We start from the raw sequence: 15,939 nt of genomic DNA, 5'->3' as shown, positions 1-15,939 counted from the left end.
CTCATTGAAGGAATCGCTTGCCGAACTGTGCGGCGATGTAGAACTCGAAGAAGAAGCGCTTGTTGGTGACGCCTTCGAACTGCGCCATGATCGGCACTTCCACCGGATAGGCATCCAGCGTGATCCCTGTCTCAATCGCCTTGATCCCGGTGGTGCGGCCGGAATACTCGAAATTCAGCGCCATGCGACCGAAGCCGCCGAGATAGGGCTGGATCTCCCCGATGCCATTCAGCCAGGATGCACGGCCATAGATGTTCTGCACATTATGCACGGCCGGGTCATAGCGTTCGATCACATAGGTCTCGTAGGGGATGTTATCCGGTTTCCCGATCTCGAGGTACACGGGCTTCAGCAATCCGAAGGAAGGCCCCAGCCCCCAGACCCAATTGATCTCAACGCCGCTCTGCCTGATCTTGTCGGTGAGCTGCACCTTGCGACCGTAGGTTGGCCGAAGGATCGTGAGCGCGTTGAGCTTGCCGTAGTAATACCCACGTGAGTCCTCGTAGTAAGGATTGAAGCTCTTCACTTCCTTGGGATGGCGCATGCTCACGAGCTCGATGCTCAGCAGGCGCCGGTCCGTTGCGGTGCGGTGCTTGGCATGGTGGAAGTGGATGCCCCACCCATCGCCATGGAGCAGGGCCCCACCGTACATCTCGCGCCGGAATGGCACACGCGCTTCGTCATAGATGGTCTGCTGTGCCTGCCCGGACGTCACGAACAGGCAAAGGAGCTGGAGGCTGAAGAGCACACGGGCCATGGCGCCCAAATCTAAGGCCCTACAGGGCCTGCTGCGCCGGTAACTTGGCCGCCATAATCGCACCCATGGATACTGCCCACGTCACTCATCTAGGTGAACTGCGCACTGAGGTCATCCACGTCCGCAGCCAGCAGCGCTTCCTTACCGATGCGCCCTTGGACAATCAGGGCCGAGGCGAGGCGATCTCCCCCACCGACATGCTTGCTGCGTCCTTGGCCGCTTGCATGCTAACCACAATGGACATCAAGGCCCGGGCGAAGGGCATCGTACTGCGGAACATGCGGGCCAGCGTAGTGAAGCACATGGCTGCGGAACCCCGCCGCGTGAGCCGGGTGGAAGTAGCGATTGAACTGGATGGTGAGGGCCTTTCGAGCGATGACCGCTCCTTGATGGAGCATACCGCGCACAACTGCCCGGTAGCGCTGAGCCTCCACCCCGGCTTGTTGCAGGACCTGCGCTTCAGCTACCGTTGAAGCCTTCCACTTTCTTCCAGCAAGGCCCTATTGAAAGAGGTAAGCCCGGACCATAGGCCCGGGCTCGATGCGCCGAGGAAGGAAACCCGCGACTCAGCAGGGCTGCTCCGTGACGGGCTTCGCCACTTTGCCGTAGGCAGGGCAACCGTGGGTGCTGCCGCAGGAGCTGAGCAGCATGCCGCTCATTGCGAAGACCACCAGTACAAGAAGTGCCTTTTTCATCGTTGCGAGTTTTGTGTCCTTTGGTTGGACCTTTGAACGCGGGGTCGCGCCCAAAATTAGCCCGTCAAACGGTTTGCCCGATACAATGTTTCAACAGCCAGCCATTCAATCTGTTCACTGGAACCGTCAGCATGCCTAACGCCAGTGCCCAACCTGTTATTGGCGGCGGCTGGCACGAAGCCCTGGCCGAACAGTTCACGGCGCCCTATTTCGCCGAATTGAAGGCATTCCTCCTGGCCGAGCGTTCCCAGCACCCGATATTCCCAAAGGGCAGCACGATCTTCAACGCCTTCGATCTCACACCCTTTGAACAAGTGCGGGTAGTGATCCTCGGTCAGGACCCCTACCATGGCCCCGGGCAAGCACATGGCCTGTGCTTCTCGGTGCCCGTGGGCGTTCCCTTCCCGCCCTCCTTGGCGAACATCTTCACAGAGCTGAAGCGCGACCTCGGGTTGCCTGTGCCTGCCCAAGGTGACCTCACAGCTTGGGCGAAGCAGGGCGTGCTTCTGCTGAACGCGACCTTGACTGTGCGTGCCCATGAGGCCGGTTCGCACCAAGGCAAGGGCTGGGAGCGCTTCACCGATGCCGCCATCGCACAACTATCGGCGAGGCGCGAAGGACTGATCTTCCTGCTTTGGGGACGGTTCGCGCAGCAGAAGGAAGCATTGATCGACAATGGGCGGCATTATGTGCTGAAAGCGCCGCATCCCTCCCCCCTATCGGCGCATCGTGGCTTCATCGGCTGTGGACACTTCGGGCAGGTGAATGACCTGCTGGTGGCTCAGGGCCAGGCACCCATTGATTGGCGGCTATGACCGGATTGCTGCGCCAAGCGTTGACCATGATCGCGGTGCTGGTCGCCGCGATCGCGCATGGCCAGCGGCATCGGCTGGTGCTGACCACGTCGGACACTTTGCCCGCCCGCTGGATACGGCCCATCGAATTGTCGGCGGCCGATGCTGTGCCACGCGCGCTGAGCGAGCAACTCGCCTTCCTTCATGGCAAAGGCTACCTCGAAGCCAGCATCGATGGCTGCACGGGCAACAAGGACACGACATCATGCGCCCTTCATGCGGGCCGGCTTTACGCTTGGGCAAGGCTCAGCGGCGCAGGCATCCCCATGGAGATCTCCAGCGAAGCGCGCTTCCGCGAGCAGCTGTACAACGGGAAACCCGTCTCGCCGGCGGCCATCCGAAAACTGATTGAAGGACTCCTGAAGCTCTGCGAGGACGATGGCCATCCATTCGCTTGGGTGCGGCTCGATAGCCTGCGGCATGACACCGATGGCCTGCGCGCCACCGTTCGCCTCGATCGCGGCCGTGCCGTGCGGATCGACAGCGTGCTGGTGAAGGGCACGGCACGCATCACCCCGCGCTACCTGCAAGCGCATATCGGCATCCGCGAAGGCGACCGGTACAACGAAGGCCTGATCCGTGCGCTCGACCGCCGGATACGCGAGCTGCCCTTCGTGATACAGCGCGGTCGGCCTTACGTGCAGTTCTCCGAGGAACGCACCAAACTCGTCCTCTTCCTCGACACCAAGCGCGCCAGCTCCGTGAACGGCGTGCTCGGCGTGCAGCCCGATGCCATCACAGGCAAAGTGAAGCTCACCGGTGACCTCGACCTCCGGCTGCGCAGCGCGCTCCGCCGCGGCGAAGCCATCGACCTCAATTGGCGCAGCCTCGCCGACGCCACGCAGGACCTCCGCGTGCGCCTCAACCTGCCTTACGCGCTCAACACGCCCTTTGGCGTGGACGGCAGCCTGAAGCTCTTCAAGCGCGACAGCACCTTCCTGGAAGTCACCGCTCGGGGCGCACTGGAGTACCTCATGAACCGCGGGGACAAGGTGAGCGCCTTCGTGAGCAGCAAGAGCAGCGAGCGCTTGGGCCGGGATCTGGCCAGCGCCGCGGGCCTTGGCGATGTGAGGATCACCGCCTACGGCCTGGGCATCGCGCGCGAACGCTTTGATTACCGGTTCAACCCGCGACGCGGCCACAGCCTCAAGCTCGATGCCTCAGTGGGCCGCAAGCGCACCACAACAGCAGTGATCGGCGAAGAGGTGCCCGCACCCACTGTTCGCAGCCTGCAATATGAAATCGAAGGCCAGGCCGTTGCCCACTTGCCGATCAAGAGGCGGAGCACGCTCCGCTTCGCTGCGCAAGGCGGATGGATGATCAATGACAACCTGTACAGGAACGAGCTCTACCGGATCGGTGGCCTAAGGACCCTGCGGGGTGCCGATGAAGCCTCCATCTACGCATCGGCCTTCGCCATCGCCACGCTCGAATACCGATTCGTTTACGAAGAGAACGCCAACTTCTTCGCGTTCATCGACCAGGGCTGGTGGGAGGATGCTGCCCGCGCGCAGTTGCTCACCGATGCGCCGCGCGGCTTCGGCCTGGGCACCACCTTCGAGACCAAGGCTGGGCTATTCGGCCTCACCTACGCACTGGGCCAGCAGTTCGGCAACCCCATCGGCTTGCGCGGCGGCAAGGTCCACTTCGGGTTCACGAGCCTGTTCTGAACCGGCTCAAGCAAATCCATCGGCCTTCGCTGTGGCAAGGCCATATTGAAGGCTCAGCCGTGAGGCAAAGGTCCACCGGCCAGATGCAAGAAGAAGCCCGACGCTCAGTTGTTGAGCATCACCGGCATCACCAGCATGAGGATGTCCTCGCCGGGTTCTCCGGGCTCACCGGGCAGCAGGATGCCCGCGCGATTGGGCGCGCTCATCTCCAAGGTGACATGCTCGCTCTCCATGTTGTTGAGCATGTCCATCAGGAAGCGGGAGTTGAAGCCGATGGTGATCTCCTCGCCCTCGTAGGAGCACGTGAGCTGCTCGCGCGCCTCGTTGGCGTAATCAAGGTCCTCAGCGCTCACCGTGAGCTGACTCCCATTGATGTGCAGCCGCACCTGGTGGGTGGTCTTGTTGGCGAAGATGCTCACGCGGCGCACGGTGCTCAGGAAGGTGCCACGGTCGATGGTGAGCTTGTTGGGATTGGTCTTCGGGATCACCGCCTCGTAGTTGGGGTACTTGCCATCGATCAGGCGGCACACCAGCAGGGTGTTGTCGAAGCGGAAGGCGGCGTTGCTCTCGTTGAACTCGATGCTGAGGTCGGCATTGCTTCCCAGCAGCGCGGCCTTCAGCAGGTTCAAGGGCTTCTTCGGCACGATGAAGCTGGCGGATTTCGGGGCTTGCACATCGGTGCGCTTGTACCGGACCAGCTTATGCGCATCGGTGGCCACGAAGCGGATATCGTCTTCCGTGAGCTCGAAGAAGATGCCGCTCATCACGGGCCGCAGGTCGTCGTTACCTGTGGCGAAGATCGCCTTGTTGATGGCTTTGGCCAGGGTCCCGGCGGGCAGGCTAAGGCTGGTGGCGCCTTCCAATGCCGGGCTCTTGGGGAACTCGGCCCCATTGAAGCCGGTCATCTTGTACTTGCCCTGTTCGCTGCTCAGCTCCACACCGTGATGCTTGGGGTCGATGCTGAATGTGAGCGGCTGCTCCGGAAAGGCCTTGAGCGTATCGAGCAGCAAACGAGCCGGAATGGCCACGCTGCCCTTCTCCTTGGCTTCCACGGGCATCGTGGCCGTGATGGTGGTCTCCAGGTCGCTCGCGGTGACGGTGAGCTGCTTGCCATCGATCTCGAAGAGGAAGTTGTCGAGTATGGGCAGGGTGTTGCTGCTGGCGAGCACGCCTTGCAGGTTCTGCAATTGCTTGAGCAGGGCGGTGCTGGAGACTATGAACTTCATTGGAAGGGAATGGGTTTTTTCGGGCCGCGCAAATGTATCCGGCCCGCACCAGAGGTTTTCAACACGAAATCACCGTTTTCCACAGCGCTCCTGGCCTAGGGCCTGAAGGCCGCTGCAGGCTGGGTCATCTGGTCAACATACTGGCGCTGAACCGTAACCAGCAAGGTATCCTCCACCAAGGCCCACATCCGGAGCGGCTCGTGCAGGGGCAGGGCCCCATCATAGGCGCTTGCATCTCCCATGAAGGGCATGTACCAGAGCTTCATGGCCTGTGCAGCGCCCTTCCGCGGTTTCGCCGTTACGGTGAAATTGGGCGGTGCGCTCAACAGCGAATCGCGGCGGGCAGGCACCATGGTGCGCACGATATCCTCGTAGTTGAACTCCTTGAAAGGAAGCAGCGCGGCCATCACCAGCACGGTGTCCATCGGCAGCACGGTTCCATCCAGAGCGGCCAGTTGCGGGGGGCCATCGCCCGTGTTCAGGATACGGTACGACGCGTCACGGCGACCCGTATGCTGCACTTCAACCTCGGCCAGCGAGTGCAGGTCGGCGTAGCGGAAGACCGCTGGGCTGCGCCACTGGTCGGGATTCGTTGGGAAGCGCGTATTGAGCACGCCCGTGAAAGCCGGCATGCCCATCACGAATGGTGAACTGCTCCTGCCCAGACCGGGCTTTTCCAGCACCATATAGGTCCCAAAGTGGTCCTTGGTGGCATGGCCCACGATCCAGGTCTTCTCGGGCTCGCTGCCGCCGGTGTAGATCTCGACCTTGGTGCTGTATGCGGCCATGGTCCGCAAGGTCATAGCCTCTGCGCTCTTGGGCACCGGGCTCTTCACTTCGATGCGCTTGAAGGTCTTCAGCGCCGTGCTGACCTCGGGCTGCCTCGCCTTGAAGACGCCGTTCACCATCCAGCCTTCCATGGTGCGCACCAGATCGACCTGCTTCCCGGTGCGATCGGCGATGTGGATTCGGGTGACGCGCGCCGTGTCGGCGATGGCGAAGTCGGAGAGCGCGGGATCGAGCGTGCTTCCGGTGCTGCGCTTCTTCAGCCACCATGCGGCCAAGGCGAGTCCGGCGAGCACGAGCACAAGGAGAATCAGTCGGCGGTTCATCAGCGTTCGGCTGTTGCGGTCTTGGGGCGAAGGTTCGCGCTGCGCCTATGCGCCTGGTAAGCGAGGCCCAGCAGCAGGCTGATGGCGAGCGGCGCTCCGATGCCCATGGCCTGCCAATACGCGCGGCGCTGCTCCACCTGGTCGGCATCCAGCGGCCGCAAGGTGATGGCGCGCGAGCGGATGCTGATCAGCGCGCGGTCATCGAGCAGGTAGTTCATGGCATTGAGGATCAGCTCTCGGTTGCCGTAGAGCTTGGCATTGGCGTAGCGGTCGAATCCCAGCATGTAGTACATGCCCTTGGCGGCATCCACGCGGTTGGCGATCACCTGGCCATCGGCGATCACCAGCTGCGCGGTGCGAGGACTGCGCTCCCGGAAGGCCACGTCCTTATCGCTTCGGATGGCGCCGGGCAACCGATCGTAGTAAGCGCTCCTGAATGAGCCTTCAAGGAGCACGGCCATGGGCAGGTGCGGCGTGCTGCGCCGCTCGAAGCCTTGATCCATCTCCACGATGCTCAGGCTCACGCGCACGGGGTTCTTCTGGGCGAAGCTCAGCGGCGAGCTCGTGAGCAGCACGGTCTTGCGCACGCTATCGACGCCGATGGTATCGATGGTGCCCGCGAACTTGAAATGCACCGGATCGATGTTGGCCACGATGGGATGCGCGCTCTGCGGCACGCTCACCGGCTCGAAGTACCACGGGAAGCGCTCGAGCTTGCGCTGATTGCCGTAGGGCTGCGTGAAGATCTCGATCGGCGCGCAGCTCTTGTCGAGCACCAGGTCCTTGTTCAGCCGAGCGCCATAAGCGAAGAGCAATTCCTCGATGCCCAGCTCGCGTGCCGTGGCCATGCTGAATTGGCGCTGCCGAAGGCTATCGAGGTGCGGGTCCATGGCATCGATGCACCAGAGGATGCGACCGCCATTCATCACGAACTGGTCGATCACGTAACGGTCGCGGTCGCTGAAGGTGCTATCGGGGCCCGCGATGATGAGCGCCTCGAAGTTGTTCACGCGGTACCGCATGCCTTCATTCTTGGTGCTCAACGCATCAACGCGGCCATCGATGCGCACGCGGCTCACGTCGTACTGCGCGCTCAAGGCATTCGCGATGTCGGCGGTCTCCATCTCTTGCAGTTCGCCGTGGCCTTCGAGGAATGCGATGCGCGCCTTCTGCCGCGTGGTGGCTTGGCGGATGGCGCTGGCCAGCTCGTACTCGGCGTTGGTGATGGACCGGGCGACGATCTCCGCATCGGGGGTGCGCAGCTGCGTCTTCAGCAATTGCACGGGCACGGTCTTCTCGCGGAAGGTGACCAGCGCGCCGGGGAAGACGATCTTCTCGCTGAACCCGCCCTTCTCCTTCACGCGGATGCTGCTGTAAACGAGGCCAGCATCCTGCAATTGATCGTACTGCGCGCGCCGCACCTTATCGTCGGCCTCCGCGCTGGGGTCGATGAAGCTGTACTGCACATGCTCCGGGCTCACGGCGCGCATCTCGTCGAGCACATCGCGCGTGGCGCGCTCCAATTGCTTCAGGTCCGCGGGCAGCTCACCGGCGAGGTACACCTTCACATAAAGGATGTCCTCGAGTCCGCGCACCAATTCCTGCGTAGCGGGGGTGAGCGTGTAGCGCTGCTCGCTTGTGAGGTCGAGCCGCACACGAGCGAAGGAGGCGATGAAGAGCAGCAGCCCCACGATGCCGATGCCGACGAGCAGCTCGGTGAGGTCGGTGATGCGCTTGCTGCGGAGGGTGCTCATGCTACCAGGTGCGGCTTTGAAGCGCAGCGCGCGTGAGCAATAGGAAGATCGCGATCACTCCCACGTGGTAGAGGACATCACCAAGGTCGAGCACGCCGCGGCCGAGGCTCTGGTAGTGCGCTTGGATGCCGATCGACTTGATGGGCCCTTCGAGCCCGCCGAGCAGGTCGAAGGTGGCGATCAGGTCGAAGCCCATGTAGAGGAAGAAGCTGAGGAAGACGGCGATGAGGAAGGCCACGATCTGGCTGTCGGTAAGGGCCGAGGCCAGCACGCCGATGCTGGCGAAGCAGGCGGCCAGCAGGAAGAGGCCGATGTATGCGCCCCAGGTGGCACCGGCATCCACGCCGCCGATGAAGAGCATCCAGTGCAGCACAGCGCCGAAGAGCACGGTCCACGCAAGCAACACGAGCATGCGCACCCCGAAGCCGCGCGCATCCCAACCCGCTGTGCGCCGGCGCCAGAAGAGCCAGATGAAGCAGGCGATCGCATTCACGGCGGTGAGGGCCAGGTGCAGGTTGCTGCGCCATTGCACCGCGCTTGCCGGCACGGCGGTCACGGAGGTGCTCAGGCGATCGGCCGCCCAGACATAAACGAGCGTAGGGGCCAGCGCGAGAGCGATGAGCGCCACGGCCGCGATGTACTTGGCCAGCACGATCTGCAGTTCGGTGATCGGCTTGGTGAGCAGCACCTCGATGGTGCCGGTGCGCCGTTCCTCACTGAAGGTTCGCATGGTCACGGCAGGCACCAGGAAGAGGAAGACCCACGGCGCGATGAAGAAGAGCGGGCCGAGGTCGGCGAAGCCGCTATCGAGCAGGTTGCCGGGGAAGACCCACAGGAAAAGGCCCGTGAGCAGCAGGAAGACCGCGATGACGATGTGGCCGATGAGCGACCCGAGGAAGCCCCGGAACTCTTTGCGGATGAGCGCGAGCATGCTAGCGCGGGCCAAGATAGCGGGCGGTATCCGGGCGGCGCGCGCCGTTGCCTGTCCAGGACCGTCCGGCTCAGGGCATGCGCCTACGTTCAGCGCACTTGATCAGCAAGAACAACCATGGCACTCCATCGCGAAGCCACCGGAATTCGGTCAGGAACCGGGAAAGAAGGAGCCGTCAGCACCAGAAGCCGCTTGGAGGTGAAGGATGATGGCGTGGGTTTCAAGGTGGCGAGCGCCATGCGCAAAGGGCGCGGCCTGCGCAACCTGAAGGAGCGTGCGGAACGGATCGGCGGCAGGCTGGTGGTCGCGAGTGAACCGCATGGGGGTACATTGGTGCGGTTGGAAGTCATGTCGGACACCTAGTTTAGTCAGCTCGCACGGACGATCCATTCCTATCATAGATCGACAATGAACATTCGAACCATCGGTCTCCTGATCAATGCATTCTTACAACTGGAATACCCATGCCTGAGCCGAGCCAACATCGACTCGCTCCGTGTTGTGTGGCAGGACGTGTCGTTTCACGACACTTCCCGTTTCGATGCAGGCTTGCGTTTGCTCAAGGTCACTGGCGCGATCCAGAACGGCGATCCCGATTCCGCGCTGAGCGTGTTGCGCGAACTTCTGGTGCTCTCCCGATCGGCTGAGGATCAGGTACGCGAGGGTAGAGCATTGTCCACCATGGGTAGGCTCCGCTACCAGATAGGCGAACCGGATACGGCTATCCGGTTCATGGAGCACGCTTATCTACTGTTCGTGAAGCAGGGTGCGCTCAAGGACCAGGTCGCCGTGCTCAACAGTGTGGCGCAGGTCTATTCGGAAAAGGGTGATCTCGCAAATGCGATAGACCGCCTGTCCAAGGCACTTCGTATCGTGGAGGCCGAGCGCGATTCTTCGTTGATCGCACGCATTCGAGGAAACATGGGCATCATGTACTACTTGGGTGGCGACACCGCGAATGCCATGTTGAACTATAAGGCCCGGCTGGTGATCGCCGAACGGATCGGTCAGAAGGACATCCTCTGCGAGGTGCTCAACAATATGGCCCTTATCCACGTCGAGTCAGGTGATACGGCATTGGCGCTCGCTGAATATGGTCGTGGCTTGGAGATCGCCCGCGGGATCGGCTACAAGGCAATGATCATCAACTGCCTGCATAATATCGGTGACATCGAGAGTGCGAAGGGTCTTTACGCGAGCGCCCGAAGCCGGTTGCATGAATCCCTTGGCCTCGCGCGCGAAATGGATTCACCCGAACACATATCCGAGCTGCTCATCTCATTGGCTTGGACGTACATCGATGCGAATGAACATTCCAAGGCATTGCCGCTTGCCCAAGAGGCCATGAAAATGGCCATGGGCGCGGGGCTCCTGGTGAACAAGGGAGATGCTGCGGAAGTACTTTTCATGGTGCACAAACGGCTGGGCAACTACAGTGAAGCGCTCGCGATGCACGAGACAATGGTCGCAAGCCGCGAAAGCGTGGCCAGTGAAGAGAACAAAGGCAAGCTGATGCAACAGCGGTTCCAGTACGATTTTGATAAGAAGGAAGCCCTGCTCGCCGCAGAGCAAGAGAAAAAGGATGCGTTGGCCGCCGAAGAGATGAGGCGCAAGGACATGCAGCGCAATGCGTTCATCGGCGGTTTCGTGCTGATGCTTGCGCTGGCCGGCACCTTCCTGTTCCAGCGTAACCGCATCAACAAGGAGAAGCGGCGCAGCGAAGAGCTTTTGCTCAACATCCTTCCGGAGGAGGTCGCCTTGGAGCTGAAGGCGAAGGGCGAGGCCGATGCCAAGCAGATCGATCATGTCACCGTGCTGTTCACCGACTTCAAGGGCTTCACGGCAATGAGCGAACAGCTCAGCCCGAAGGAGCTTGTGCGCGACATCCACGAATGCTTCTCGGCCTTCGATCGCATCATGCAGAAGCACGGCATCGAGAAGATCAAGACCATCGGCGATGCCTACATGGCAGCGGGTGGATTGCCCACACCCAACACCACGCACGCGCCGGATGTCGTGAAGGCCGCACTCGAGATCCGCGACTTCATCGCCGAGGGCAAGACGCGAAAAGTCGCGGCGGGCCTCCCCTACTTCGAGATCCGCATCGGCATCCACACCGGCCCCGTCGTGGCAGGCATCGTCGGCGTGAAGAAATTCCAGTACGACATCTGGGGGGATACGGTGAACACCGCGAGCCGAATGGAATCATCTGGCGCAGTGGGCCAGGTGAACATCAGCGAGGCGACGTATGCGCTGGTGAAGAATGAGCCGGGACTCATGTTCACCTCGCGCGGCAAAGTGCAGGCGAAGGGCAAGGGAGAGATGGAGATGTACTTCGTGGAATCCAGAATGGATTCGCACATTTGATTGGACTGGTTGATGCGCTAACCCAGCCAGCTGAACACTTGCAATGACTTGGACATGCCAGCGCTTGCGAAGCTTCTCCGCGCCAACGCGGTCGTTCATGCTATGCGCGGCAATGGTCATCACTTCGATCCAGGGTGCAACTGCACAGGATAACCTCGACTCACTTTGGTCAGTGTGGTCGAACACCTCCATGTCTGTCGAGGATCGCATGACTGCCATGGAGGCCTTTGCGAGGATGAAGTACGGTGGAACGGACCCTGACAGCCTGATCATCTGCGCCCAGCGCATGCGTGAATTGGCGGCCGAGAAGGGCACCGCGGTCCACATCGGCCGTTCCCAGCTGCTGCGTGCGATGGGCTTTCTCCGTAAGGGTGAATCGGATGCCACCATCGCATATGTGGACAGTGCGATCGCGATCCTCAGTGAGGCCGGGGAAGACAAGCACCTGATGTCGGCGTTGAACCTCATGGGAAACGCGAATGCCAACAAGGGTGATTTCGCGCGCGCCATCGCAGCCCTCACCAGGGCCCTGCCTATCGCAGAGACCCTGAAGGACAGTTCCATGGAGGCGCGCCTTCTGGGGAACATCGGCGCGCTCTATCACATGCAGGACGACCTGGAGAACGCATTGGAATATTACCAGCGTCGGCTTGTCATCGCCGAGGCCATCGGCCAGAAGGATATCCTCAGTGAGGTGGTCGGCAACATCGCCATCATCCACGAAACGCGAGGTGAGCTGGCAACAGCACTCAGCGGCTATGAACGCGCGATGGGGCTGGCGCGCGACATCGGATATTCGGGCATGATAGCGAGCGCGATGCACAACATGGCCAATGTGCATCTGAAGCTGGGGCAACCGAAGCAAGCGCTTGAACTGAACCTCGAGGAATTGGCCCTGGCGCAGGAGATCGGTGATGTGGCCATGGAGACCGCGGCACTGGCGGCATTGGCAGACGCCCATTTGGCATTAGGCGATCTCACGAAAGCCAACGACGCTGGTGCACGATCCCTTCGGATGGCCGATGCCAGCGGTGATATGAATCTGCGAAGGGATGCGGCATTGATGCTATTCAAGGTGGAGAAGGCGCGCGGGAACGACCACGCTGCCTTGGCGATGCATGAGCTCTACATCGCCTTGCGCGACAGCATCAAGAGCGATGAGAACGCGGCGGCGATGATGAGCCAGAAGTTCCAGTACGAGTTCGACAAGAAGGAAGCCCTGCTCACCGCCGAGCAGGAGAAGAAGGATGCGTTGGCCGCCGAAGAGATGAGGCGCAAGGACATGCAGCGCAATGCGTTCATCGGCGGTTTCGTGCTGATGCTTGCGCTGGCCGGCACCTTCCTGTTCCAGCGCAACCGCATCAACAAGGAGAAGCGGCGCAGCGAAGAGCTTTTGCTCAACATCCTTCCGGAGGAAGTCGCCTTGGAGCTGAAGGCGAAGGGCGAAGCAGAAGCCGTTCATCTCGACCAGGTCACGGTGCTTTTCACGGACTTCAAAGGCTTCACGGCCATGAGCGAGGTGCTCTCCCCGCGTGATCTGGTGAAGGACCTCCACGAGTGCTTCAGCGCCTTCGACCGGATCACGGAGAAGCACGGCATCGAGAAGATCAAGACCATCGGCGATGCGTACATGGCCGCTGGTGGATTGCCCACGCCGAACACGACTCACGCCATCGATGTCATACAAGCCGCCTTCGAGATGCGCGACTTCATCGCCGAAGGCAAGGCCCGGAAGATCGCGGCGGGGCTGCCCTACTTCGAGATCCGCATCGGAATCCACACAGGCCCGGTGGTGGCGGGCATCGTGGGCGTGAAGAAATTCGCCTACGACATATGGGGCGATACCGTGAACACCGCCAGCCGGATGGAGAGCAGCGGCGAGGTGGGGCAGGTGAACATCAGCGAGGCGACCTATGCACTGGTGAAGAACGAGATCGGTCTCACCTTCACACCCCGCGGCAAAGTGCAAGCGAAGGGCAAGGGGGAGATGGCGATGTATTTCGCCGGCCGATGCTCCGAAGGAGCGTTGGTTGACTTCATTCGCCGATGATGCTCTACCGGCGAACAGAACAACGTGTGGACGAAGGCTTCGGCCGCACGAAGCGCTATTCGAACAGTGCTATTCCACGATCGATCGGTGCTGCGCCATCCGGTCCGCCTCATGAACGATGAGCGTGTAGATCCCGGGGGTAGCGCTCCATCAGAATTCACCTTGCAGCGGCCATCGAGGTCCCGGCGCGCGGAGCTCAGCCAGAACTGGTCGTGTACGGCTTGCACGGCCTGTTCCTCCGGGGTGCCCCCGGGCACGGCCAATTCGGAATCCGGCCATGCCCGCTCCGGCCAGTGTCGCAGGCTCAGGGTAGTTGTGCATTGCGCACATTGTTCGGCGTTGTACCCCCGATGTTCACCAGGATGGGATCGCGGTCGTTGTTCGCGCCTGTGTATTTCACCACCCCGTCCATGTTGACGTCTTCGCCGCGGTAGCCGGAAATGGTGTTATTGGGCGTGGTGCCACCGATGGCCACGAGTATGGGGTCGCGATCATTGCCCGAGCCGGTGTATTTCAATACCTCATCAGCGTTCACATCCCCGGCCCACAAGGGCGCCCGCCCGAAGGCCGCAGCGCGTGCGTTGGTGCCGTAGGTGCGGGTGCTTGCCGCACGGAGGTCCAGTGAGGCACCGCCCGGTCCGAACGCCACCGGAGCAGCCGTCATCACCCCCAGGTGGTTCCGGTGTTTCAGGGCGATATGATAGTCACCGGGTACCGTGCTGAAGGTGATGTCCGAGGCCCCGTTCGTGCTGACGATGGATCCATTGTGCTTGAGCAGCCCGCATCGGGTCTGGATGACAACGGAAGGATCATCCTTCTCGCGCAGCTCCACGAATACCCAGTCCACGACTTGACCGTAGAGCAGGGTGAGGACCATGGGATCGATCGTTTCCCCACCGCTGCCCACATGGCCGTAGCCCAGGGCGGTGAAGGGCTCGGTCAGCGGGATCAGTCCGTTGGTTCGGAGCGCATCGCTCATCGTTGTGGAACTCGTCATCGGTCCTTGCAGGAAGGCGCTGAGCGCGATGGGCAGGTTCTGCGCGACCGGTGCCGTTACGTGAACGACTTGCCGGAAGGGTGCGCTCCAGCCCCCGTCGCTGCCGAGCATGCGCACGCCGAGCAGGTGCGGGCCGGCGGCCAACTCGTCCGTGATGCCGCGCATCGCCGTTTCCAGCGCCTCATCGAAGGCACCGTCCTCGGCGTACAGCGGCAGCCCATTGCCTGCGCCCGGATCCGTATCCCAATAGTACTCGCCGCTTTGCACCGCGACCGGTCGTGCGGCCAGGGCGGCGCTCACATGAAGCACGGTCTTGTATTCATTGCTCCACTGCCCATCGGCGCCGCGCATGCGCACGTAGAGCAGGTGATCGCCCACTGCGGGCGAAGGACCATCGGCCAGACCCTGCTCCAGTGCCTCGTCCCATGCGCCGTTGAAGGCGGTGAGCACGGTGCCGTTGCCTTCTCCGGGGTCGCTGTCGAAGAAGAACTCGCCCTGCTGCACATGCACATCGCTCAGGGTGAGCGCGGGACCCACATGGACGATGCTGCGGTAGGTGGCGCTCCAGTTGTTGTCCGCGCCGCGCACGCGCACGCCGAGCACGTTGTCACCGAGCGTGGCACCATTGGAAGTGATGTCCGCTTGTTCGAGCGCGCTGTCGAAGTCACCATCGAAGGCGAGCATCGGAAGGCCCGCGCCTTCACCGGGATCGGTGCCCCAGAAGTACTCCGCGGCCTGCACGGCCACAGCGCGCACCGGAATGTTCGGCGATACGTGCAGCACGGTCTTGTACGCGTTGCTCCACGGCCCATCGGCCGCTCTCACGCGCACGTAGAGCAGGTGATCGCCGACCGCAGGTGACGCGACACTGGCGATACCGCTTTCCAACGCTGCGTTCCAATCACCATCGAAGGCCAGCAGTGGTGTGCCGTTCCCTTCGCCGGGGTCGCTGTCGAAGAAGAACTCGCCCTGTTGCACGCGGATGTCGCGTGTCGGGTTCGCCGTGTTCACGTGCACGACTTGTGTGAAGAGGGCGCTCCATCCGTTGTCCGCTCCTTTCAGCCGCACGAAGAGGCGATGCGCACCGGGGGTGATGGCATTGTCCGACGCGATGGCCTGTTCCAACGCATCGTTGAAGTCGCCATCGAAGGCCAGTAACACGGTGCCACTGCCCAGCCCGGGATCGTTGTCCCAGAAGTATTCGCCTTGCTGCACCAGGACCTGTCGCGCGGTGATCGGTGCGTTCACGTGCAGCGCTGCGCGGAACACATTGCTCCAGTAACCGTTCGCGCCTTTCACACGCACGCTGATCACCTGGTCGCCGAGCGCGGCATTGAATACTGTGCCGATGACCTGTTCCAAAGCCTGGTCCCATTGGCCATCGGTCACTTGCATGGCGGTGCCCAGCCCTTCACCGGGATCATTGCCGATGAACCATTCCGCCTGGGCGACACGCGGGGTCTGTGCATGGGCCACCATGCACGCGGCAAGGGCCGCACCGACAAGGAGCGCGCGAAGCATGGTAC

General features: G+C 61.9%; 12 protein-coding genes. 6 read left to right on the top strand and 6 right to left on the bottom strand.

The features are described from left to right. Position 1 precedes the first annotated feature (1 nt). Entirely contained in the window at positions 2-757 is a 756-nt protein-coding gene (locus IPK70_04650) for a hypothetical protein (protein MBK8226445.1), read from the bottom strand. Between the two features lie 65 nt (positions 758-822). On the opposite strand from IPK70_04650, the gene IPK70_04645 reads away from it, so the two are divergent. From IPK70_04645 to IPK70_04635, 3 genes are all read left to right on the top strand, one after another. Further along, positions 823-1,230, top strand: a complete 408-nt coding sequence (locus IPK70_04645) for an OsmC family protein (protein MBK8226444.1) — start codon at positions 823-825, stop codon at positions 1,228-1,230. Between the two features lie 353 nt (positions 1,231-1,583). Beyond that, complete coding sequence (gene ung, locus IPK70_04640; GenBank protein ID MBK8226443.1) at positions 1,584-2,267, top strand: uracil-DNA glycosylase; 684 nt, start codon at positions 1,584-1,586, stop codon at positions 2,265-2,267. Next, the gene (locus IPK70_04635) at positions 2,264-3,976 is read left to right on the top strand and encodes a BamA/TamA family outer membrane protein (GenBank protein MBK8226442.1); all 1,713 of its coding nucleotides are present in this window, start codon (positions 2,264-2,266) and stop codon (positions 3,974-3,976) included. Before ung ends, IPK70_04635 begins: the two co-directional genes overlap by 4 nt. Before the next feature lie 104 nt (positions 3,977-4,080). On the opposite strand, the gene dnaN is transcribed toward IPK70_04635, so the two are convergent. The 4 genes from dnaN to IPK70_04615 all read right to left on the bottom strand — a co-directional run bounded on the left by dnaN (position 4,081) and on the right by IPK70_04615 (position 8,999). Next, positions 4,081-5,202, bottom strand: a complete 1,122-nt coding sequence (dnaN, locus tag IPK70_04630) for a DNA polymerase III subunit beta (GenBank protein MBK8226441.1) — start codon at positions 5,200-5,202, stop codon at positions 4,081-4,083. Between the two features lie 95 nt (positions 5,203-5,297). Beyond that, a complete protein-coding gene (locus IPK70_04625; protein ID MBK8226440.1) occupies positions 5,298-6,314 on the bottom strand; it encodes a hypothetical protein in 1,017 nt (338 codons plus the stop codon). Then, the gene (gldG, locus tag IPK70_04620) at positions 6,314-8,068 is read right to left on the bottom strand and encodes a gliding motility-associated ABC transporter substrate-binding protein GldG (GenBank protein MBK8226439.1); all 1,755 of its coding nucleotides are present in this window, start codon (positions 8,066-8,068) and stop codon (positions 6,314-6,316) included. Before gldG ends, IPK70_04625 begins: the two co-directional genes overlap by 1 nt. Position 8,069: 1 nt before the next feature. Then, positions 8,070-8,999 carry an ABC-2 transporter permease gene (locus IPK70_04615; GenBank protein MBK8226438.1) on the bottom strand — a complete coding sequence of 310 codons (930 nt, stop codon included), beginning with the start codon at positions 8,997-8,999 and terminating at the stop codon, positions 8,070-8,072. A 117-nt stretch (positions 9,000-9,116) separates the two neighbouring features. On the opposite strand from IPK70_04615, the gene IPK70_04610 reads away from it, so the two are divergent. From IPK70_04610 to IPK70_04600, 3 genes are all read left to right on the top strand, one after another. Beyond that, positions 9,117-9,362: a hypothetical protein gene (locus tag IPK70_04610; GenBank protein MBK8226437.1), complete on the top strand. Its 246-nt coding sequence runs from the start codon at positions 9,117-9,119 to the stop codon at positions 9,360-9,362. Positions 9,363-9,407: 45 nt separating this feature from the next. Further along, positions 9,408-11,366, top strand: a complete 1,959-nt coding sequence (locus IPK70_04605; GenBank protein ID MBK8226436.1) for a tetratricopeptide repeat protein — start codon at positions 9,408-9,410, stop codon at positions 11,364-11,366. Positions 11,367-11,556: 190 nt separating this feature from the next. Next, a complete protein-coding gene (locus tag IPK70_04600) occupies positions 11,557-13,416 on the top strand; it encodes a tetratricopeptide repeat protein (GenBank protein MBK8226435.1) in 1,860 nt (619 codons plus the stop codon). 304 nt (positions 13,417-13,720) lie between these two features. On the opposite strand, the gene IPK70_04595 is transcribed toward IPK70_04600, so the two are convergent. After that, complete coding sequence (locus IPK70_04595) at positions 13,721-15,934, bottom strand: hypothetical protein (GenBank protein ID MBK8226434.1); 2,214 nt, start codon at positions 15,932-15,934, stop codon at positions 13,721-13,723. Between the last annotated feature and the right edge of the window lie 5 nt (positions 15,935-15,939).

This window comes from Flavobacteriales bacterium, from assembly GCA_016712535.1.
Taxonomy (GTDB): domain Bacteria; phylum Bacteroidota; class Bacteroidia; order Flavobacteriales_F; family PHOS-HE28; genus PHOS-HE28.
Note: the sequence above shows the minus strand (reverse complement) of the source record. Positions and strands in the feature narration are given on the sequence as shown.